Raw genomic sequence first — 21,131 nt, 5'->3', positions numbered from 1 at the left:
TTCCGTTCGGTGTTCCTGTTCACGTGTCACCGGTCTACGGGGACCGGTCGACTGCTTCAGGCGAGGTCGGTGGCGGGCTCGGTCGCGTAGCGGCTCATCGCCTCGGCATTGGCCTGCGGCGTCAGCGGCCGGCCGTCGGCGAGCACCTGCTGGAGGTCCCGGAAGTACTGCACGTAGAGGTCGGGGGTGAACGTGCTGAGCATGGTGGCGGGTTGGTCGGTCGGGTTGGCGAAGGTGTGCGGGGTACCGGGCGGGACCATCACGAGCGTCCCCGCGGTGGCGTCGTGGTCCTCGTCCCCGACGGTGAACCGCACGGTGCCGGAGAGGATGTAGAAGCCCTCGTCGTGCCGGGCGTGGCGGTGCTGCGGCGGTCCCTGGGTGTGCGGGGCGAGGACGGACTCGGCGATCGCGAGGCGGTGCCCGGTGTGGCTGCCGTCCTCCAGGACGCGCATGCGCGTGGTGCCCAGGACGATCGTCTCGCCGCCGCCGGGGCCCACCACCGAGAGGGCGGGGCCGGCCTGCGGTCCGTTGCTCCGTGTCTCCTCGGTCCTGGCTTCTTCGGGCGTGGTTTCTTCGGGCGTGGTCTCTTCGCTCATGTCCACCAGTGCACCGCCGGGGCCTCACCGGTGTCCAAGACCCGTCCTGCGGTATCGATACCCGGCGGGTATCGTTCCAGCGTGGAGCTTCGTACCTTGCGGTATTTCGTGGCGGTCGCCGAGGAACTCCACTTCGGCCGGGCCGCCACCCGACTGCACATGACCCAGCCGCCGCTCAGCCGGGCGATCAAGCAGCTGGAGGCCGAGGTGGGGGCCCTGCTGTTCGACCGCTCGCCCGCCGGCGTCTCGCTCACCCCGGTGGGCACGGTGCTGCTCGACGAGGCGCGGGCCCTGCTCGACCACGCCGACCGCGTCCGTGCCCGGGTGAGCTCGGCAGCCGGCGCCGCGACCATCACCGTCGGCATCCTCGGCAACCTCACCGACCCCGGCGTGACCAGGCTGGCGGCCGCCTACCGACGACGCCACCCCGGCATCGACATCCGCATCCGCGACACCGATCTGACCGACCCCACCTGCGGGCTGCGCGCCGCACTCGTCGACGTCGCCCTCACCCGGGCACCGTTCGACGAGACCGCCCTGACGGTACGCACGCTGCGAAGCGACCCGGTCGGCGTGGTCCTGCGCGCCGACGATCCGCTGGCCGGCCGCAGCCGACTCCGGCTCGCCGAACTGGACGACCGCCGCTGGTTCCAGTTCCCCCAGGGCACCGACCCCGTCTGGCAGTCGTACTGGAACGGCGGCAGGCCGCGCGAGGGCGCCGTGGTGCGCACCGTCCAGGAGTGCCAGCAGGCCGTCCTGTGGAACGGCAGCGTCGGCCTGGCCCCGCTCGGACACGACCTGCCCGCGGAGCTGGCCGTGGTACCACTGACCGACATGGCGCCGAGCCGCGTGGTGGCGGCGTGGAACGGGGGCGACACCAACCCGTTGATCCGGTCCTTCGTCGAGCTCGCGACGGCCGCGTACCGCCGCTGAGCACCGGCAACCGGCCCGACCGGTGCGACCGGTGCGACCGGTGCTCGCGAACGAGCCGCCGCACGAGGGCATTTGTGGCCGGCTTCAGCCGTCCGCCGGAACCGGGACGGGAGAGGTCTCCGCCCGCGGCCGTTCCCGGCGGCGTCGGCCGCGTTCGACGATCGCGACCGAGGCGAGCACCACCACGGCGCCCGAAACCCGTCCGACGGTGAGACGGTCGCCGTAGCAGAGGGCGCCGGCGGCGACGGTCACCAGGACCTCGGTACAGGACAGGATCGCGGCGGTCGGGGCTCCCACCGCCTGTGTCCCGGCGAACAGGCACAGCACCGGGACGACGGTGGAGCACAGGGCCAGCAACGCGATCCACGTCCACGCCGGTTCGGACGGCAGCCGCAGTCCACCGGTCGCCGTGCCGAAGACAGCCAGGCCGGCGCAGGCCCCGGTGCACACCAGTGCGGACAGCAGCGGCGGATCGAGGCTCTTCACCAGACGGTCGGCGGCCGTCAGGTACAGGGCGTAGGTGACGGCGGCCCCCAGCGCCAGCAGCACACCCGCGGTGTCGGCGCCCGGCCCCGCGCCGCCCGGACCGAGCACGCAGAGCACCCCGAGCGCGGAGCAGGCCAGTGCGGCCAGCCGGTAGCGGTCGGGAGACTCCCGGCGCAGGACGAGGGCGAGCAGCGTCACCACGGCGGGGTAGGCGTAGAGCAGCAGCGCGGCCAGCGAGGCGTCGATCCTGGCGACCGCGCCGAAGTACGCCGCCGACTGGACGGCGTACCCCACGGCCCCCAGGGCCAGGCCCGCCGAGAGCATCCGCCCGTGTGGGCGGCGCGGGTGCGGCGGGCGGCGCGGGCGGCGGCAGACCACCACGGCCCAGAAGACGGCGGCGGCCAGCGCGAAGCGGGCGGTGAGCACGGTGGTGACGCCGGTACCGGTGGCGAAGGCCTGCTTGGCGAACACCGGAGCGAGGCCGAATCCGCTCGCCGACACCAGGCAGAGAACGGCCCCGCGGGCCGCGACACGGGACGGGGGTCGAGTAGTCACACCCAGAAGCTAAATCCGCCGGATCCATCGAGGTAGCCTTGCTTTCCTGTCGTATCCACAGGAGATTCCTTGATCACGCTCCAGCAGCTGCGCTGCTTCCAGGCCACGCTGGAGCACGGCTCGTTCACGGCCGCCGCGGCCGCGCTGGGCTACGCACAGCCGTCGATCTCCGAACAGGTGCGTCTGCTGGAGAAGCACCTCGACACCAGACTGTTCCGCCGGGTGGGCCGGGGCCTGGTCCCCACCGAGGCCGCCCGAGCACTCCAGCCCCACGCCACCGCCGCACTGGCCGCGGTCGACGCGGCCGGCCGGGCGGTCGCCTCGGTCCGCCAGGTGCTGACCGGAACCGTCCGCCTCGGCGTGTTCCGCACCGCGCGCCACTACCTCGGCAGTCATCTGGTGGCCGATGTCCTGACACGGCACCCCGGACTACGGGTCGAACTCGTCGGGCCCCACTCCGTCCCGGTGCTGGAACAGCTCCGCCGCGGCGCGCTGGAAGTCGCCGTGGTCGCCCTGCCCTTCGGCGGTGCGGACGTGACGGCCCGCCGGGTGATGCGGGACGAACTGGTCTACGTCAGCGCCGATGCGGCGCGGGCCTCCGCCCCCGTCACACCGGCGCAACTCGCCGCGGCGCAGCTGGTCCTGCCCGATGTGAGCTGGCGCCAGGAGGACTCCACCCGCCGGCACCTGCTGGCCGGCGTGCAGGCGGTGGGCGGCTCGCTGCACCCGAGGATCGAAGTGGAGGAGACGGAGACGGCGCTGGAGATCGCGGCGACCGGCCTGGCCGACACGGTCACCTGGCGCGGCGTGCTGCACGGGCTGGCCGAGCGCGTGCCGCCGGGGCTGCACTGGGCCCCGCTGTCGCCCCCGCTCCACGAGACGTTCGCCGTGGTGCACCCGCCGAACGCCGAACTGTCGCCCGCCGCAGAAGCGGTGGCGGCACTCGCCACGGCCAGGATGAGACGACTGGACACCGCCGTCCGCAACGCCCCGCTCATCGGCTCCTCCCGAGGAGAGCCGCTCCCCCCACCGTGACGGACGAGAAGCGCCAGCTGGTCCTACCGGCGCCGCGGCCGCCTCCGGGCGGCGTCAAGCCCCGAGCACTCGGCCTGTGTCCTCCCCGCAGCTGCCGGGGTACGGCATGCGCAGTACGCCCGCTTCCCGGTTGTCCGCCGTACGGCCGGGAATCGCGGGCTCCTGTCATCCGCGGAGGTGATGCGTTGCTACACCGCGGAGATGACGGTGTCTCAGTCTTCACGGCGAGGTCGGATCGGAGTTCGCGACCTACCGTTTCTCACATGACCAGACTCCGTCGCACCGCCGTGGCCGCCGTGCTCGCCCTCGTCCTGCCGTTGCCGATCGCCGGGGCGAGTTCGGCGCTCGCGGCCACCGCCACCGCTCCCGCCGCCGCCTCGGCGGAGGTGTCCGCCGCAGAGCTCGACCTGCCCCGGCCGACGGGGTCGCAGGCCGTCGGCCGCAGCACGCTGCACCTCGTCGACCGGGACCGCCCGGACCCGTGGGTGCCGGCCGCGGGGGCGCGGCAGTTGATGGTGTCGATGTACTACCCGGCCCGTCCCGGGACGGGCGGTCCGGCGACCCCGTACCTGACCGCCGAGGAGGCCCGGCTGCTGCTGGACTTCCAGGTGCCGGGCGGCACCATACCGCCCGAGGCGGCCACCGGCCTCCACCCGTGGGCCCGCACCGACGCGCGCCCGGCGCCGGGCAGGTACCCGCTCGTCGTCCTCTCCCCCGGGTTCACGCTCCCCCGCGGCACCCTCACCGGCCTCGCCGAGGACCTGGCCAGCCGCGGGTACGTCGTCGCCGCCGTCGACCACACCTACGAGACCTCCGGCACCACCTTCCCGGACGGACGCACCCTGACCTGCGCCGTCTGCCAGGACCTGAACGACGACAAGATCGCGGCCGTCCCCCCGAGCCGGGCCAAGGACATCTCCTTCGTCCTCGACCAGCTGACCGGCCCCCGCCCCGCCTGGCCGCACGCCCGCATGATCGACCGGGATCGGATCGGCATGGCCGGGCACTCCATCGGCGGCAACTCCGCGGCCAGCACGATGGCCGCCGACCAGCGGATCCGCGCCGGCGTCAACATGGACGGCAAGTTCTTCGACCCGTTCCCCACCGGCGGCCTGGGCGGACGGCCCTTCCTGCTTCTCGGCACCCAGTCCGTCCACAACCCCTCGGGCTGGGACACCACCTGGAACGAGGCCTGGGCCCGCACGGACGGCTGGAAGCGCTGGCTGTCCGTGACCGGCTCCGACCACGGCAGCTTCACCGACGCACCACTCATCGGCGCCCGCGCGGGCCTGCCCGACCCCGAGGCCACGCTCGCCCCACTGCGCGCCGAGAAGATCACCCGGTCCTACGTCGGCGCCTTCTTCGACCTGCAGCTGAAGGGCATCCCCCAGCGGCTGCTCGACCGCCCGTCGGCGGCGTACCCGGAGGTCCTCTTCCAGCAGCCCCTCCGCTGAGCCCGGCGGCCCCTCCGCCGAGGCGAAATCCCTTTGCCCGGCCGCCTCGCGTGGTTCGACACTGAGCCCATGCTCGGATTCGTCAGGACCGACAACGAAGCCCTCGTCTCGTGCCTGGGCGACCCGCAACGTGCCGTAGCGGCCTACCGGGAGCTGCTGCGGCGCGCGGAGGGCGCGCTCGGTGCCATCCGCGCCGGCCTGTCCCACGAGAGCGCAGCCGTACGGGAAGGCTGCTGCCGGCTTCTGGACCACCTGGTCGATACCGAGTCCATGGGCGAGCTCATCACCATGGCCGACGATCCCGACGCCCGGGTCAGGATCGCCGCGTTCCACGCCCTGGCGTGCGACCGGTGCAAGGGGGACACGTGCGCACCGGGCGCGGACCGGGTCCTCGAACCAGCGCTGCGGCACCTGGCCTCCGACCCCGACCCGCAGGCCAGGGCGATGGCCGCCGAGCTCGTCGGCAAGTTCGCCCACACCGATGCCCGAGCCGTCGCCGCCTTGCGCACGGCCTCCGCGCAGGACCCGAGCCCGGCCGTCCGGAAGAAGGCAGGATGGTTCATCCCCGGAGGGGCCGTCTACGAACGGACCGCCCCTCACCCGCCCAGGTGACGGGACAGCCCTTACGTCCCCGAAGGGGGCCCGGTCCCGGTCACGCCGGTGGGATCGGGCCGAGGTAGGTGCCGCCGGAGGCATCGATGGCCTGGCCGGTCACCCAGCGGCCCTGCGGGCCGGCGAGGAAGCCCACGACGTCCGCGACGTCCTCCGGCAGGCCGATCCGGCCCAGGGCGGTGATGGACTCCAGTCCGGCCATCGCCTCCGGGGCGCTCGTCCACGCGGAGGTCATGTCGGTGAGGATCACGCCGGGGTTGACGGTGTTCACGGTGATCCCGCGCCGGCCGAGCTCGTTGGCGAGGGGCGCGGCGAGGGCCACCAGCGCCGTCTTGCTGACGCTGTAGCCGATCTGGAGGGGCGAGCCGATCCGGGCAGCGGCCGAGGCCACGTTCACGATCCGCCCGCCGTCCCGGAGCAGCGGCAGGGCCCGCTGGATCACGAAGACCGGCGTGCGGACGTTGATCGCCATCACCCGGTCGAACTCCTCCTCGGTGATCTGTCCGATCGAACCGGCCAGGTGGATGCCCGCGTTGTTCACCAGGACGTCCAGGCCGTCCTCGCCGTGCTCCGCCAGCCCGGCCGTGAGGCCCTCGAACAGTTCGTCCAGCGCACCACTGGTACCGAACCGGGCCCGCACCGCGAACGCCCGGCCGCCGGACTTGGCGATCAGCTCCACGGTCTCCGCGGCGGCCTCCTCGTTGCCGCCGTAGTGCACCGCGACCAGCGCCCCGTCGGCGGCGAGCCGCAGCGCGACCGCCCGCCCGATCCCGCGCGACCCGCCCGTCACCAGTGCCGTCCTGCCGTCCGGTTCGCCCATGGCCGCCACTCCTTCGTACCGCCCCGGCCGATCCCGGGGCCGGTTCCGGATCGTCACGGCCCGATGCCGGACAACCCCTCATACATTCCCGGCGCCGGAGCGCTGATGCCACCCGGCGGGCGGCGGCACGACAACGGCCCCGGCACGGGCGGTACCGTGCCGGGGCCGTCGAGGCCGTCGTGGCGGAGGGGTCAGATCCGGACCCGGTTGGCCGGAGCCACACCGGCGGCGATCCGGCCGGCTTCGATCCAGCCCGGGGCGTCGCCGCCGTGGTTGAGCCAGACCCTCATCGCGCCGTCGTCCGCCAGGACGAGGTAGTCGTCCCTGCCGTCGCCGTCGAAGTCGGCGAACCGCACGTTGTCGCGGGGGGCGACGCCCGCGGCGATCTGCCCGAGTTCCCGCCAACCACCGTGCCCGTCACCGCCGTTGTTGATCCACGCCTTGACCGAGCCGTCGTCCTCCACGACCAGGTAGTCGGCGCGTCGGTCGCCGTTGACATCGGCGAAGCGCACCTTCCCACTCGGGGCGACGCCGGCAGCGACCCGGCCGATGGCCTCCCAGCCTCCGTACCCGTCACCACCCTTGTTCAGCCAGACGCTCACCGAGCCGTCGTCCTCCAGGACGAGGTAGTCGGCCTTCCCGTCACCGTCGAAGTCGGCGAGTCGTACCTTCGCGGCCGGGGCGACACCTGCGGCCACCGTGCCGCCGCTGCGGAAGCCTCCCTTCCCGGTACCCGCCCAGCACATGACCCGGCCGTCCGGCATCACCTCCAGGTGGTCGGCCTTGCCGTCGCCGTCGAAGTCCGTGAAGTACGAGGTGGAGTCCGGGAGTTCATCGGGGCCTCGGTCGCAGGAGGACTCCTTCGGGACCGGCTCCTCCCAGCCGCCGCGCCCGTCACCGCCCCGGTTGAACAGCATGCACTGGTCGAAAACCCCACCGCCCTTGCTGGCGAGGTAGTCGACCTTCTTGTCCCCGTCGATGTCGCCCAGCCACACGTACTTGCTCGGCAGACCGACACCGGTGGCGACCTGGCCGAGTTCGGTCCAGCCGCGCTCGCCGGTGTCGCCTCCGTTGTTGAGCCACGCGTCCAGCGAACCGTTGTCGCCGACCACGACGTAGTCGGCCCGCTTGTCGCCGTCGACGTCCGCGAAGCGGACCTTGCCGCCCGGCGCGACGCCCGCGGCGACCTTTCCGAGAGCGCTCCAGCCGCCTCCGCCGGGCATGTCGGTGCCCTTGTTCAGCCAGACGTTCACCGAGCCGTCGTCGCCGACCACCAGGTAGTCGGCCTTGCCGTCGCCGTCGAAGTCGGCGAAGCGGACCTTGTCCCCGGTGGCCACTCCGGCCGCGATCCGCCCGACGCCGTTCCAGCCGCCCCGGCCGTCGGTGTTGAGCCAGGCGGAGACGGAACCGTCGTCCTCGACCACGAGGTAGTCGGCCTTCCCGTCGCCGTTGACGTCCGCGAAGCGGACCTTGCCGCCGGGGGCGACGCCGGCCGCCACCGTGCCGATGGCCTGCCAGCCGCCTCCGGCGGGCGTGCCGGTGGTCCCGCCCGATCCGCCGGACGGGTCCATGCCCCCGCCTCCACCGGGCGTGCCCGTACCCGTGGTCCCGCCGGAGCCGGTCGACGGGTCCATCCCTCCGCCGCCGCCAGGGGCACCGGTGCCTCCGGGCATGTCGGTCCCCCGGTTGAGCCAGGCCTGCACCGAGCCGTCGTCGTTCAGGACGAGGTAGTCGGCCTTCCCGTCGCCGTCGAGGTCGGCGAAGCGGACCTTGCCGCCCGGCGCGACCCCGGCGGCGATCCTTCCGACGCTCTGCCAGCCTCCGCCGCCCTTGGCGTCGGTGCCCCGGTTCAGCCATGCCTCGACCGAGCCGTCGTCGCCGACCACCAGGTAGTCGGCCTTGCCGTCACCGTCGATGTCCACCGGGCCGTCGCCCAGGACGCCCCCGCTGTACGGGGCGGGCTTGACCGCGACGTTCTCGGTGATCCAGCCGTCGGCGGCCGCGGCGGCGACACCCTCGTAGAAGGCGTCGGCGATCTTCGTGTAGCCGCTCGGGGTCGGGTGCAGGCCGTCGCCGCCCCTCATGTCGCCCGCGGTGACGGCGCCCATGTCCGCGAAGCGCACCTTCATGCCCTTGCCCCGCCAGGTGTCCACCAGCGGCGGCAGGAGCTTGTTGTAGGCGTCGAACAGGGGCTGGAAGCGCACCCACGGCGTGGCGGGGTCGGTCGGGGGAACCGAGCCGAGCACCACCGTCGCGTCCGGCGCCATGGCGTGGATCTTCCCCAGCAGGGTGTCCATCCGGTCGCGCGCGTCCTGGGGTGTGGTCGGGGCGCCGCGGTTGAGGTCGTTGGTGCCCGCCATCAACGTGATCACGTTCGGCTTCGCCGCCGGCAGCCAGGTGTCGAGGTCCCCCTCGCGGTAGCCCGCGTTGTCCGTCAACTCGTCGATCCGCCAGCCCGAGTGGCCCTCGTGATCGCCGTCGAAGCCTCCGTCACCGTGCTTGAGGGAGCCGACGAAGTCCAGGCTGCCGGTGTGGTCCTTCAGCGCCTGCCACAGCTCCTTGCGGTAGCCCAGGCTGTCGTTGGCGCTGCCCACGCCCTGGGTGATCGAGTCGCCCAGCGGCATCACCGTCAGCTTCGGCACGTCCCACGGGTCCCGGCTCTCCAGACCGGTGTGCCGGACGGTCACCGCACCCGGTGCCGCCCCGGCCCGTCCGTCACAGGCGAACGTGCCGTACTGCGGGTGCGCGTCGTGCTGCCGCACCGTCTGGCTCAGGCACTCCGAGAGGGCCTGCTGCCCGAAGGCGTTCGGGTGGACGAACTCCTGCGCCTCGCCCTGCTTGCGGGTGCTCGGCACGCCGGGCAGGTGGTCGACCCAGCGCACCCACTCGGCGGCGTCGGCGGCCAGCGGGGACTGAGGGGAGTTCTCCACCCCGGCCGTCCTGGCGTCCTTGGAGTTCAGCTCGTGCCCCGCGAAGGCGGACCGCGGGTCGAGAAAGACGGCCTTCTTCGCGACCGCGGCCTTCTTGAGGGCGTCGGAGATCGCCGGGGTGACGGTGCGGTTGGTCCAGGCGGCGTCCTCGTCATAGAAGGGGAAGCCCGCCTTGGTGTACCGGTCGTAGGTGTCGCCGGTCTCGCGCATGCCCAGGGGCTGCGGGAACGGGCTCGGGTAGGACTGGATGACCAGGGTGTAGTCGCCGTCCTCGTACCCTGCGTCCCGCATGGCGGCGCGGATGTCGTCGACCGTGCCCTCGACACTGCCCTGAAGACCCGCCAACTTGCTCTTCAGCGGACCGTCCTCACCGTCGTGGCAGGCGCCCTGGCCGAGCATGAACCGCCGGGCGCAACGCGTCAGGATCCCGGAGAAGTCGAGGTCGTTCCCGCCGACGGACAGCGCGATCACCTTGACGTCCTGCTGCTTCGCCAGCTCACGCAGCTGCTGGACCTGCGGCGCCTCGCCCTTGAATCCCTCGCCGCGGACGTGCTTCGTCTCGGCACCGGAGCAGGCGATGTTGAAGCGGTTCCCCGGCGGGACGCCGTAGAGGTCGGCGCCCTTGATCTCGGCCGTGTCCGAGCGGTCGCACCCGTTGCCGCCCTGGTAGGAGGTGTCACCGTAGACCTTCGTCAGGTCGTAGCGGCAGGCCTCCGCCCCGGCGACGTCCTCGCTGCAGTCCGTCGCGGCGCGGTCGGTACCGAGGCTGGATCCGGAGCCCGTGGCGTCCCCGTTTCCGGCCCAGCGTCCGCCCTCACCGGAGATGTAGCTGTCGCCCATGGACACGATGGCGGCGGAATCGTCCGAGCACACCGAGCCCGCGCGGACGGACAGCTGGGATGCGACCTTGCATGGGCGCTTCATGGCCAGCATCCGTCGCAGGAAGTCGGTGTTCATCACCAATTGCTTCCCGTTCGGACCCATCACTCTGTAGGTGGCGCCGGCATCGATCGCCTTCCCCATCTTGCCCCACTCGAGGATCAGGTCCTTGTAGTCGCGTACGGGGAAGGGCCCCTTCCCGGATGGATCGGCGAGGGCGTCCAGCACGCCTTTCTCGACCACCCTGTTCCTGGCCGACTCAGCCACTGCCACGACGAGGACGCCCAGCGGTCCCCGCAGAGTGCCGTATGGTTCCTTGCCACCCGCCGGTTTCGCGAAGGCAAGCGCCTGCACGGCTCTCTCGATGTCGGACTCCGCGACGGTGTAGTCCGGATCTTCGAGCTTCCTCAGGTCCTGGTACCTGCCCTCATAGCCGAGGTCGACCCGTTGGGAACCGGTTCCAGGGCCGTCCGTCTCGATGGCGCCGCCGTCCTTGCGGAGATAGAAGTACCGGCTGTCGATGTGGAATCCGATGACGTAGGAGTTGGCTTCCCTCACGATCAGCTGGACGCCTCCCACGCCCTCGGGCCCGAGAGGAGTGATGTCGAGCAGTGCGATGCCGGTGCCCGTCAGCTCGACGTTCCTGACCTCCGTGGTCGTCCCGCCGACCGTGACCGTGTAGTCGTGGGGCGTTCCGTGCAGCCCCTGACGCAGATTCGATATGACCGTCGCGAGTCGATCCCTGTAGCCGGCTTCCGGCTCGGCTGCCGCACCGTGGGCGGGGCGGATGAGGGCGGCCAGAAGCAGCACGAGGGACAGCAGGAAGGAACCGGTCCGCAGGAGCGCCCGGGCGTGAGGGAGCGTCACACCCGCGGTCGCCGCGTCATCGGGCCGTCGGTCGCGCTGTCCGGCAACCTTCCGGGCGCGGGTGTTCTGTCTGATCGATGGACGTTGTGGATCCATGGGTCCGTTTCAGGTGTGGAGTGGCCCCGCCGTGGCAGGACTGCCGGTTGAGGCGATCCCGGCCGGGAGGAGGACGCTCATCGGCCGATCCCCCGATCGGTACGCCAGAGCATCAATGTGTACTGCAATACTAATCTGGACTCAAGTCCACTTGATGCATGGGCTCCGGGCCGACCGTCAGGCCATGAGGGCCGGCGATCGGCTCAACCTTCGTGCGGATCCGGCACCATGGCGCCAGGTCAGGCAGCCCGCGGGAGCGCCGAACACCCGGTCGATAATTGGGTGTCGCCGATCAGTCCGGGACTGGTAGCGTCCCGGACGTGGCAAAGCTGAACCAGATCATCGCCGTTGAAAAGGGCGTCAAGTCCAAGTCCTTCCAGGAGCTGACGCAGGCCCATCAGGACCTGCAGAAGCCCGCGCTGCTGGCCGGGATCTCCCGCGCCTACCAGCCCAAGGACGAGGAGGGCGAGCAGCTGCCGCCGGAGTCGACCCGGGTGCAGCTGAAGGCCGAGGACATCCTGCGGTCCACCGCGAACACCCTCACCCGGCTCTTCGACGTGACGGCCACCAAGGACTGGGCCAACATCGACGCCCGCGCCGACGTCGTGGTGGACGGCCAGGTGCTCCTCTCTCGGGTGCCGGTGCCGTACCTGCTCTTCCTGGAGAAGCAGCTCACCGACCTGTTCACCTTCGTGAAGAAGCTCCCGGTGCTGGACGCCTCCGAGTCCTGGAACCTCGACCCGTCCACCGACGCCTGGAAGACCGAGCCGGTGCGCACCATCCGGACGAAGAAGGTGCCGCGCAACCACGTCAAGGCCGAGGCCACCGAGAAGCACCCGGCCCAGGTCGAGGTCTACTACGAGGACGTCGCGGTCGGCTACTGGACCACGGTCAAGTTCTCCGGCGCGCTGCCGGCCCGCCGGGTGAACGAGCTCGCCGAGCGGGTGGAGAAGCTCCAGCAGGCCGTCAAGTTCGCCCGCGAGGAGGCCAACGCCGTCGAGGTCACCGACCAGCGGGTGGGTGACGCCGTCTTCGGCTACCTGTTCCGGTAGCCTCATGATCGCCCGCCCGGGGAGCCGGGCGGGTGCGCCGAGCGCGACAAGTCCCCTGCCTGGGAAGCCGGATGGGTGGGCCCGTGCGCGGCGCGAAAAGCTGACACTGACGTTGAAGCTGACCAGGGGTCACAGTGGAGGTTCGAACCCTCCCCCCGGCACCACCGGCCGGGGTAGCCCAATCAGGCAGAGGCAGGCCCTGTCAATCTCAGACTCTCGCTCCAGTCTCAGCATTCGCCGCCGAACACCGGATCGACCGGGTGCGGACGAATATCGACGAATGCAGGTTCAAGTCCTGTCTGTGCCGCTCCGTGGCACGGTAGTTCAAAGGTAGAACGCGTCGATTTCAACCTGATCCGCGACCCTTAAACGTGCCGGTGTGCGCAATTGGGCGGCAAACAGGGGCCCGGGAGCAGGCTACGCTCCCGGGTCCTCTCGCGTTCCCGCGCGTTCCTTCGCGTTCCCGCCGCGCCCGCTCACCGCGCGGGGAGCAGGTCCAGGACGCGGCGGGCGGCGCGTTCGCCGGTGGCCAGGGAGGCGTTGGTGGTGCTGTAGGCGAAGTGGTCCCCGGCGAGTTGGACGGGCGAGGCCGGGTCCAGGCCCGCGGTGAAGGCGGCGAGGTCCCGGTATCCGCCGGCCGGGCGGGCCAGGACCGCGTTCTCCCACCGCTGGACGACCTCCATCTCCCGGTGTTCGTCGATGTGGGCGGCCAGGTCCGGCAGCGCTTCGCCCACGGCCTTGCGGGCGTCGGCGATCACCGTCTCGTCGTCGAGGTGCATCCGGGCGGTGTTCCAGTGGTGCCGGAAGACCAGGGTGACCAGGCCCCGGCCGACGGGCGCCCGGCCGGGGCCGAGGTTGTGCTCGTACAGCGCGACGCAGAGGTCCGGGTGCTCCCGGCACGGTACGGCGACGCCCAGTGCCGTCTCGACGGGTGCCCGGCGCAGCCCGAAGGTGACGTGGACGTCGCTGGTGTACCGGACGCCGTCGAGGTACCGGCGCTGGTCCGCGTCGAGGGTGGTGGCGATCCGGGCCGCGGCCGGGGCGGGTACGGCCACCACGCAGGCGCGGGCCCGTTCGGTCCGGACCTCGCCGTCCCGCTCCCACACCACCTCGACCCCGGTCCCTTCCGCCCGCACTTCCGTCACGTGGGCGCCCAGTTCGAGGCGGGTGCCCGGGGAGCGCATCACGGGGGTGGCGAGGAGGAGTTCGGGGAGGAGTCCGACACCACCGTCGAAGGTGAAGCTCGCGGCTCCGAAGGTGCCCCACATGATGCAGAAGGCGCCGACGGCGGCGACCTCCTCGGCGGGTACGAGGAACTGGGTGCTGCACAGGGGCTCGATCAGGTAGTCCAGGAGTTCCCGGTCGAGTCGGCGCAGGGCATGCTCCCGGGCGTTCTCCCCGTCGATCCCGGCGGCGCCGGACAGGTCCTCCCAGCGCAGTCGGCGGCGGGCGGCCCCGAGGTCGCGCAGCAGGTTGACGGCCTTGAGCTTGGCGCGCCACCCGAGCAGTCCGGTGCTCAGGAGTCCCGAGGTCTTGACGAGGGAGAGGCGGTGCACGCGGCCGTCGCGCAGGACGCCGAGTTCGTCCGAGCACGGGAGCATGCGGGTCGCCAGCCCCGCGTCCTCCAGGAGCCGGATCATGGGGGCGTAGTTCCGGGACAGCCAGCTCGCGCCGCGATCGAGGCGGTACCGGACGTCTCCGACCGGAACCTCGCGGGAGGACATCCGGCCTCCGACGTGGTCCTCCTTTTCGAGCAGGGTGACGTCGCGGCCGGCCTGGCGCAGCCGGAAGGCGGCGGCCGTTCCGGCGATTCCGGATCCGACCACGATCACCCGGTTCTCGGTGGCGGTTTCGGCCATGTGACGCCTCCTCGGACATCCCGGTCACCCGGGTTTCTTTTGCTCGGGCTGGAATGCGGTGGAAATGCGTGGAGTTGGCCGTTCGATCTGCTGCCCGCCTCGCCGTATCCACGGCCCAGCGCCGCCCGCCACTGTCTCCCGCGCGCACAGCGAAGCATGAAATCCGGTGCGCCGCACTGAGCGCCCTGGCGTGTCGTCAAGAGGGAGACGCGAGAACGCTGGTCCAATCGGAAAACCGCCGGTCCGATCGCAGGGCGCCGGTCTGGTCAAAACCTGCTGGCCCAAATCGAAAGGCGTTGGTCATATCAAAAGGGAAAAGGAGGTATCGCATGCGGAAGGAAGCGCCGGAAGAACGTGAACTACCGGCGTACGGCGAGGAGGTGTTCGCCTTCGCCCACCCCGCGCAGACGGACCGTCTCGACGCCCTGGCCGGTTCCTGCGACCCCGCGACCACGGGTGATCTGGCGCGCTGGGACCTGCCGGCCGACGCCCGTTGCCTGGAAATCGGGGCGGGGGCCGGGACCTTGGCCCTGTGGCTCGCCCGCCGCCACCCCGAGGGCGAGGTGACGGCCACCGACACCGACCTCCGTTTCCTGACGGGCCTGCGCCACCCGGCGCTGCGCGTGCTGCGGCACGACGTGCGCACCGACGGGTTCCCGCCCGGCACCTTCGACCTCGTCGTCGCCCGCAGCGTCCTGTGCCACCTGCCCGAGCGTGCCGCGCTGCCGGGGCGCATGGCGTCCTGGCTGAAGCCGGGCGGCCGCCTGTACATCGAGGACCCCTCGTTCTTCCCCGCCGCCTCCTCCCCCGACCCGGTCGTACGGCGTCTCGGGACCGCCGTCACCACCACCCTGGCCACGACCCTCGGCAGCGACGTGTCGGCCTGGGCCCGGTCGTTCCCCGCCCCACTGCGGGGCCTGGGGCTCGTGGAGGTGGGGATGCGGGTGCACTGTCCGACGCTGACCGCGACGAACGCGGCGGGACGGGCGTGGGCGCTGTCGATCGCCGATCTCCTGCCGGCGATGGCGCGCACCGGGGTCCTCGCGGAGGCGGACGGGGCCGAGGCCCTGACCCACCTGCGCCGCCCCGGGTTCGTCGACACGGCGCACGCCATGGTCGCGATGTGGGGCGTACGCCCGCCGGCACAACGGCCGGACCGGACGACACACCGACCGAAGCAGACGGCACAACAGCCGGACCAGGAGCCCGCGTGAGGACCGACGCGCTCAGGGAATCCGCGATCCGGGACGTCACGGCCCACCGCGGCGCCCACGCCGACGCGGCCGACGCCGAGGCTCTGCGCTGGGCCGAGGCCGCCGGCCTCTGCGACACCCCGGCGGAGCTGCGCAACCTCGCACGCATCCGCCCCGGGCTGCTGGCGGCGTGGTGCCATCCACGGGCCGACCGGCCGGACAGCGTGCTGGTGGCGATGTGGATGGCCTGGCTGTTCCTCCTCGACGACCGGATCGACGAGGGCGAACTGGGGCGTGACGCCGACCTCCTGGAGGGGTACCTGCGGGAGCCGCTCGGCATCGTCTCGTGCGGTTCCGAGCCCACCTCGCCCGTGGGACGGGCTCTGGCGGAGATCGTCGAGCGGGTCTCGGACGGCATGCCCGCCCCCTGGATCCTGCGGTTCCGCCGCCACGTGGCCGACTACCTGTCCGCCTGTGTCTGGCAGGCCGCCCACCGGCAGGCCGCCCAGGTCCCGCGCCTGGACGGGTTCCCCGCCTGGCGCCGGGCCTTCGGGGCGATCATGCCCTCGTTCGACCTGGTCGAGCGGACGGACGGCTGTGTCCTGCCCCCGTCCCTGTACTACTCCCGTCCGTTCCAGGATCTCCTCGTCGCGGCGGCGGACCTGGTGTGCTGGACCAACGACCTGATGACCGTGGACAAGGAGGCCGCCCAGGGCGACCCCCACAACCTGGTACTCGTCACCGCCCACCACGGCGGCACGGACCGGCACGCCGCCGCCCTCCTCGTGACGGACGCCTTCGAGGAACGCCTGCACGCCCACGCGCGGGCCCGCCGGGAACTGTCCGACCTCACCCGCGCGCTGGCCGTGCCGCCCGGCCCGCGGCGGCAGGCCGACCACTGCGCCGAGGCGCTCCTCGGCTGGGCCCGGGGCCACCTGGAGTGGGGCCTGGGCACGCCCCGGTACCGGTCCGGAACGATCACGACGGGAGAGGATCCCCATGCCGACACCCACTGACACCTCCACGGACGACGCCTCCGGTGACCCCACCGGCAGTCGTCCGCCCCGGGCCCCGGGCGCCCTCCCGCTCCTCGGGCACGCGCTCCGCCTGGCCAGGGCGCCGCTGGCCTTCCTGGACGCCCAGCGCCGGTACGGGGACGTGGTCGAGTTCCGCATCGGCCCGCGGCCCGCCTACCTCCTCAACCACCCCGACCTGGTGATGGCCCTGCTGACCGGGCCCGGAGGGCGGTTCGACCGCGGCGAGATCTTCACCAAGGCCCGCCCCCTGTTCGGCGCCGGCGTCGCCGTGGCCGACGGCGCCCACCACCGGGACCGTCGCCGCGTCGTCCAGCCCCTCCTGAGCGCCGCCCGTCTGCCCGGATACCTGGACACCATGGCCGAGTTGGCCACCGCCCGCGCCGCCTCCTGGCACCACGGCCAACGGCTCGACCTCAACGCCGAGATGGCGGGACTGACCATCGACGTGGTGGCCGCGACCCTCTTCGGCCGTCCGCTGCCCGCCGGCTTCGCCGCCGTCGTCCACCGGGCCCTGCCGGTCGTCGTCGCCGGGGTGGGCCGCAGGGCCTACGGGCCCGCCGCCGCGCTCCTCGACCGGCTGCCCGGCCGCGAGCGGGAGCGCTACCGCACCGCCCTGGACGACATCCACGGCGTCGTGGACGCCCTCATCGACGCGGACCCGCACAACGCCGGCCTGACCCGGCTGTCGGCCGGCGCCGACCGGCGGCAGCTCCACGACGACGTGACCTCCCTGCTGATCGGCGGCTCCCACACCAGCGGCGCGGCCGCCGCCTGGCTGTTCATCCTGCTCTCGCGCCACCCGGAACTGCGCCGCCGGGTCCGCGAGGAGGTCGGCCGGGTCGTCGGCGACCGCCCCGTCGACCCGGCCGACCTCCCGGCGCTCGTCCTCACCCACCGCGTCGTCCGGGAGACCCTCCGGCTCTACCCGCCGATCTGGCTGTTCCCCCGCCGTGCCGCCGGCACGGTGGAACTGGGCGGCCACCGGTTCGCCCCCGGGGCCCAGATCTTCTACAGCCCGTACGCCCTGCACCGCGACCCCCGCTGGTACCGCGCCCCGGGCACCTTCGACCCCGACCGCTGGGACCCGCAACGGCAGCCCGCTCCCCCGCGCGGCGCCTACCTCCCCTTCGCCGCCGGCGTGCACGGCTGCCCCGGCGGCGACTTCGCGCTCGCGGAGCTCGCCCTGCTGACGGCGGCGGTCTCGGCCACCTGGCAGCTGGACCCGGTCCCGGGCAGCCGCCCCCGGCCGGTCGCGGCGGCCACCCTCGGCCCCGCGCCCCTCACCGTGACCGTGACCGCCCATCCCGGCCGCTGATGGGCGGCGGCCGCGCAGGCGGCGGCGCGCGGCTGATGTCGTCATCCATAGACCGTGTCGTATACGAGACCAGCACGTGGGTGCCGCCGCTCAGCGCCTCGTCTCGTACCTGGTCAGGACCACGCCGCCGGGAAACGTCCGTGTCTCCACCAGGTTCAGGTTCACCCAGTTGTCCAGCGCGGTGAAGAACGGCGTGCCGCCGCCCACCAGGACGGGATAGGTGACGATCACGTACTCGTCGATCAGCCCGGCGCGCATGGCCGCCCCGGCGAGCGTCGCACCGCCGATGTCCATCGGGCCGCCGTCCTCGGCCTTGAGCCGGGTGATCTCGGCGATCGCGTCGCCGGTGACCAGGCGGGTGTTCCAGTCGACCTCGCTGATCGTCGAGGAGAACACCACCTTCGGCGTGTCCCGCCAGTTCCGGGCGAACTCGACCTCCGCCGGGGTGGCGTCGGGCTGCTGGTCGCCGGTCGGCCAGTAGGAGCTCATCGTCTCCCACAGCTTGCGCCCGTACAGCGACAGGCCACTCGCCCGCCCCTGGTCGAGCCACCACTGGAACAGCTCGGGGCTCGGCGGTCCGCTCCAGGCGATGTCGTCGCCGGCCGCGGCGATGTAGCCGTCCAGGGTCAGGTTCATGCCGTAGACCAGTTTCCGCATGGCCCAGCCTTCCGTCCGTGGGTGTCCGGCGTACGGACCGGCGCGGCTCGGGACACCCATCGGTGCGCGATCCGGGCTCGCCGGCAGTCCTCGTGCTTCGAGCTCAGCCTGGTGTACTCGGCCGACACTGGCAAACCGCCTGATCCGACCTCACCCTCACGGGGGAATGCCACCGGTTCTGAGACCGGTCATGAGGGACAAGGCCGGTTGGAGGCTGCCCTGCCCTGTGCCGTGGATGCTCGAAAACTCCCCGTTCGACCTGGGCTCGCCCGGAGCCGATCCACTTGAACGCCGGATTCGAACAGCTCCTTCATCGGTTGCCTGCGACGTCCCCGGCACATACCCGAACTCGACTTCCGGGTATGCGTCTTGAAGAGAGCGGTGCCGCAGCAGCAGTCCCCCGTGCCCGCCCGCGAGTCCGAGGAGTCCGCCAGGTGATCGACTTCCAGGTGCTGACCGAGCTGGCCTTCCGCGAGGGCGTCGAGCGGATCGGCGTCGGTGTGGTGGTCCGCGACGCCTCCGGCCGGATCCTGATGATCCGCCGGGCCGCGCACGACGTCCTGCCCGGCCTGTGGGAGTACCCGGGCGGCGGCCGGGAGGACGGCGAACCCGTGCCGGCCGGGGCGGCGCGGGAACTGGCCGAGGAGACCGGGCTCACCGGCCTGCCGCTGGAGTACGCGCGGCACCTGGACTTCAGCAGCCAACGGGGCCTGCGCGTACGCCAGTTCGTCTTCACCGCCGTCGTGCCGGACGGCACCCCGGTCGTCCTCTCGCCCGACCATGACGGCCACCAGTGGGCCGACGCCGAGCGGCTGCCGCCGACCGGCGAAGGGCAGCGTACGGTGATCGAGTGGCTCACCGGCCGTCTGGCCGTACCCGGTTGGCGGCCGGCCGGCGGCTACCTCACCACCGTCGCCCGACCCAGCGCCTACGGCTGCTTCCTGGTCACCGACCCGCGGGGCCGCGTCCTCGGGATGCGCTCCGCCGTCGACCCCGGCGTGTGGAACTTCCCCGGCGGCAACGTCGAGCACGGCGAGACCCCCTTCACCACCGCCCTGCGCGAGGCCCGGGAGGAGCTGGGCCTCGACCTCGCCGCGGAGAATCCCGAAGCCGTCGCCCGCAGGCGCCTGGTCGCCGTCATCCACGAACAGGCCGGCGCCGAGCAGCCCGTCCCCGCCTGCGGCTTCGTCTTCGACGGCGGCGTCCTGACCCGCGAGCAGCAGTCCCGGATCCGCCTCGATCCGGCCGAGCACACCGAGTGGCGGTTCGAGACGGCCCACGACTGGCACGCCCGGATGACCCCCGCCCGGTACCAGCGGCTCCGGCAGGTGCTGCGCGCCCACCGCTCCGGTGTCCCGCTCTACCTGGAGCGCCCCACGCCGACCGACGACGACTTCGAGGGCGTCCTGGTCTTCGTCACCGACCGCGCCGGTCGACTGCTGATGAACCTGCGCGAAGACAGGCCGGGCATGGCCTGGCCCGGCTACTGGACTCCGATCGGCGGCTGGCGGGAGGCCGACGAGAGCGCCCGGGAGAGCGCGGTGCGCGAGGTCCGCGAGGAGGCCGGCCTCGAGATCACCGGCCTGCGGCCCCTCCCCGACCCGCACCACGACCACGGCCTCCCGCTCACCCGCGTCCTGCACGCCGTCTGGGAGGGCCCCGACAGCGACCTGCGGCTCGGCGACGAGGGCCTGGCCGTCCGCATGGTCCCCCTCGACGAGGTGCTCGGCCTCAAGGTCCCGCCCTACCTGCACCACTACCTGCCCCTGCTCGCCGCCGCAGCCGACCAGTCCACCGGGAGCACCGCATCAACCGCACCGACCCCACCGACCACACCGGCCACCTCGCGGACACGGCCGCCGGGGCACCGGGTACCGACCCGCTCGCGCTGGTCGTCGGGGTCCACCTCGTCCTGTTCGACGGCGGCACGGTGCTGCTCGGACGGCGCCGCAACACCAGCTACGCCAACGGGCTGTGGCACCTCCCGGCCGTTCACTAGGCAAGCCTGCTGTCGAGTTTCACGTTGTCGAGTTCGAACCCACCGTACCGGCCGAGGAGAGGACGAGGGACATGTTGAGTGCGGGCCCGCTGGCTGGAGCGAGAGTCTGCTGAACTACTGCTCCGTCCTGAGCAGTTCGTCGATGCCTGTATGGCAGCGAACCTCAGCGACCCGATTGGTGGACTGGCCGAGGCGCCCGGGATTGTGGCCTGGGCTGGGGCAGGTAGGTCCTGGCCCAGCCCAGGTACGTGATCACTGGTGCTTCGACTGGCCAAGGGACGCTGTCGCGGCTCGGTCGAAGGGCAGGTCCTTCAAGGGAAGCAGGTGTTTCGTCAACTCTGGCACCGCCTTAGACAAGCAGTCCATCGCAATTCCCAGCGCCTGTCGATGCTCGCGTGCGAAGAGGTGATCGAACGCCGGCGCCTTCCAGGCGTCGCCGCCGAGTAGGGCGTCAAATACCGCCAGGTCGATAGTCTGCGGTAGCTGGCGGGCGATGGGGCTTCGGCGTCGCAGCCGTTCGGCCAAGTCCATGAAGTTGACCAGCCAAGCTGGCGTCTGCGACATCGTGCTGCGGACGGAGGGGACAGGACGCTCGATCGCGGGTGCACCTGCCGACCGGTATGCCTGATGAATGGTGACGAGCTCCTCGCGGAGCAAGGCATCAGCCATCTCAGCTACCCGCAGGATCTGACGGTCGTGAGGGTCTCCGGTGTTCAGCCCCTGCTCAATCTCTCGGCGCGTCCCTTCGGAACCCAC

The 21,131-nt window shown here is 72.1% G+C and carries 15 protein-coding genes; 9 read left to right on the top strand and 6 right to left on the bottom strand.

Annotated elements, in window-relative coordinates; all coding sequences use genetic code 11:
• Window positions 1-56: 56 nt before the first annotated feature.
• A complete protein-coding gene (locus tag ACFY4B_RS23375) occupies window positions 57-596 on the bottom strand; it encodes a cupin domain-containing protein (protein ID WP_387970578.1) in 540 nt (179 codons plus the stop codon).
• Window positions 597-677: 81 nt separating this feature from the next.
• Between ACFY4B_RS23375 and ACFY4B_RS23370 the strand changes: the two genes are divergently transcribed.
• Window positions 678-1,529, top strand: coding sequence for a LysR family transcriptional regulator (locus ACFY4B_RS23370; RefSeq protein WP_387970575.1), 852 nt, complete (start codon window positions 678-680; stop codon window positions 1,527-1,529).
• Window positions 1,530-1,613: 84 nt separating this feature from the next.
• Here the strand turns inward: ACFY4B_RS23370 and ACFY4B_RS23365 are convergent, their stop codons facing one another.
• Entirely contained in the window at window positions 1,614-2,570 is a 957-nt protein-coding gene (locus tag ACFY4B_RS23365) for a DMT family transporter (protein ID WP_387970572.1), read from the bottom strand.
• Between the two features lie 69 nt (window positions 2,571-2,639).
• Here ACFY4B_RS23365 and ACFY4B_RS23360 point away from each other — a divergent pair, with 69 nt between their 5' ends.
• The 3 genes from ACFY4B_RS23360 to ACFY4B_RS23350 all read left to right on the top strand — a co-directional run bounded on the left by ACFY4B_RS23360 (window position 2,640) and on the right by ACFY4B_RS23350 (window position 5,671).
• On the top strand, window positions 2,640-3,605 hold the full coding sequence (locus ACFY4B_RS23360) for a LysR family transcriptional regulator (RefSeq protein WP_049649141.1): 966 nt from the start codon (window positions 2,640-2,642) through the stop codon (window positions 3,603-3,605).
• 263 nt (window positions 3,606-3,868) lie between these two features.
• Window positions 3,869-5,059 (top strand): alpha/beta hydrolase family protein, encoded by a 1,191-nt coding sequence (locus ACFY4B_RS23355; protein WP_387970569.1) that lies wholly within the window; start codon window positions 3,869-3,871, stop codon window positions 5,057-5,059.
• Window positions 5,060-5,128: 69 nt separating this feature from the next.
• Window positions 5,129-5,671 carry a HEAT repeat domain-containing protein gene (locus tag ACFY4B_RS23350; protein ID WP_387970566.1) on the top strand — a complete coding sequence of 181 codons (543 nt, stop codon included), beginning with the start codon at window positions 5,129-5,131 and terminating at the stop codon, window positions 5,669-5,671.
• Between the two features lie 40 nt (window positions 5,672-5,711).
• Here ACFY4B_RS23350 and ACFY4B_RS23345 read toward each other — a convergent pair whose 3' ends face one another.
• Window positions 5,712-6,491, bottom strand: coding sequence for an SDR family NAD(P)-dependent oxidoreductase (locus tag ACFY4B_RS23345; RefSeq protein WP_117485803.1), 780 nt, complete (start codon window positions 6,489-6,491; stop codon window positions 5,712-5,714).
• Between the two features lie 191 nt (window positions 6,492-6,682).
• On the bottom strand, window positions 6,683-11,167 hold the full coding sequence (locus tag ACFY4B_RS23340) for an FG-GAP-like repeat-containing protein (protein WP_387970563.1): 4,485 nt from the start codon (window positions 11,165-11,167) through the stop codon (window positions 6,683-6,685).
• 416 nt (window positions 11,168-11,583) lie between these two features.
• Between ACFY4B_RS23340 and ACFY4B_RS23335 the strand changes: the two genes are divergently transcribed.
• Window positions 11,584-12,315: a hypothetical protein gene (locus tag ACFY4B_RS23335; RefSeq protein WP_049649138.1), complete on the top strand. Its 732-nt coding sequence runs from the start codon at window positions 11,584-11,586 to the stop codon at window positions 12,313-12,315.
• Between the two features lie 476 nt (window positions 12,316-12,791).
• Here ACFY4B_RS23335 and ACFY4B_RS23330 read toward each other — a convergent pair whose 3' ends face one another.
• Window positions 12,792-14,174, bottom strand: a complete 1,383-nt coding sequence (locus tag ACFY4B_RS23330) for a protoporphyrinogen/coproporphyrinogen oxidase (RefSeq protein ID WP_387970560.1) — start codon at window positions 14,172-14,174, stop codon at window positions 12,792-12,794.
• A 329-nt stretch (window positions 14,175-14,503) separates the two neighbouring features.
• Between ACFY4B_RS23330 and ACFY4B_RS23325 the strand changes: the two genes are divergently transcribed.
• Genes ACFY4B_RS23325 through ACFY4B_RS23315 form a run of 3 tightly spaced genes read left to right on the top strand, consistent with a single transcriptional unit; the run spans window position 14,504 to window position 17,719 of the window.
• Window positions 14,504-15,388 carry a class I SAM-dependent methyltransferase gene (locus tag ACFY4B_RS23325; protein ID WP_387970557.1) on the top strand — a complete coding sequence of 295 codons (885 nt, stop codon included), beginning with the start codon at window positions 14,504-14,506 and terminating at the stop codon, window positions 15,386-15,388.
• The gene (locus ACFY4B_RS23320) at window positions 15,385-16,383 is read left to right on the top strand and encodes a terpene synthase family protein (RefSeq protein WP_387970555.1); all 999 of its coding nucleotides are present in this window, start codon (window positions 15,385-15,387) and stop codon (window positions 16,381-16,383) included. The genes ACFY4B_RS23325 and ACFY4B_RS23320 overlap by 4 nt, the downstream gene beginning before the upstream one ends.
• Window positions 16,367-17,719 (top strand): cytochrome P450, encoded by a 1,353-nt coding sequence (locus ACFY4B_RS23315; protein WP_387970552.1) that lies wholly within the window; start codon window positions 16,367-16,369, stop codon window positions 17,717-17,719. The genes ACFY4B_RS23320 and ACFY4B_RS23315 overlap by 17 nt, the downstream gene beginning before the upstream one ends.
• A 90-nt stretch (window positions 17,720-17,809) precedes the next feature.
• Here ACFY4B_RS23315 and ACFY4B_RS23310 read toward each other — a convergent pair whose 3' ends face one another.
• Window positions 17,810-18,376: a dihydrofolate reductase family protein gene (locus tag ACFY4B_RS23310; RefSeq protein WP_387970549.1), complete on the bottom strand. Its 567-nt coding sequence runs from the start codon at window positions 18,374-18,376 to the stop codon at window positions 17,810-17,812.
• Between the two features lie 434 nt (window positions 18,377-18,810).
• Between ACFY4B_RS23310 and ACFY4B_RS23305 the strand changes: the two genes are divergently transcribed.
• Window positions 18,811-20,784, top strand: coding sequence for an NUDIX domain-containing protein (locus tag ACFY4B_RS23305; RefSeq protein ID WP_387970546.1), 1,974 nt, complete (start codon window positions 18,811-18,813; stop codon window positions 20,782-20,784).
• Window positions 20,785-21,131: the final 347 nt, after the last annotated feature.

It is taken from the genome of Kitasatospora sp. NPDC001261 (assembly GCF_042896795.1).
Classification (GTDB): domain Bacteria; phylum Actinomycetota; class Actinomycetes; order Streptomycetales; family Streptomycetaceae; genus Kitasatospora.
This window is presented reverse-complemented; position numbering and strand designations above follow the sequence as displayed.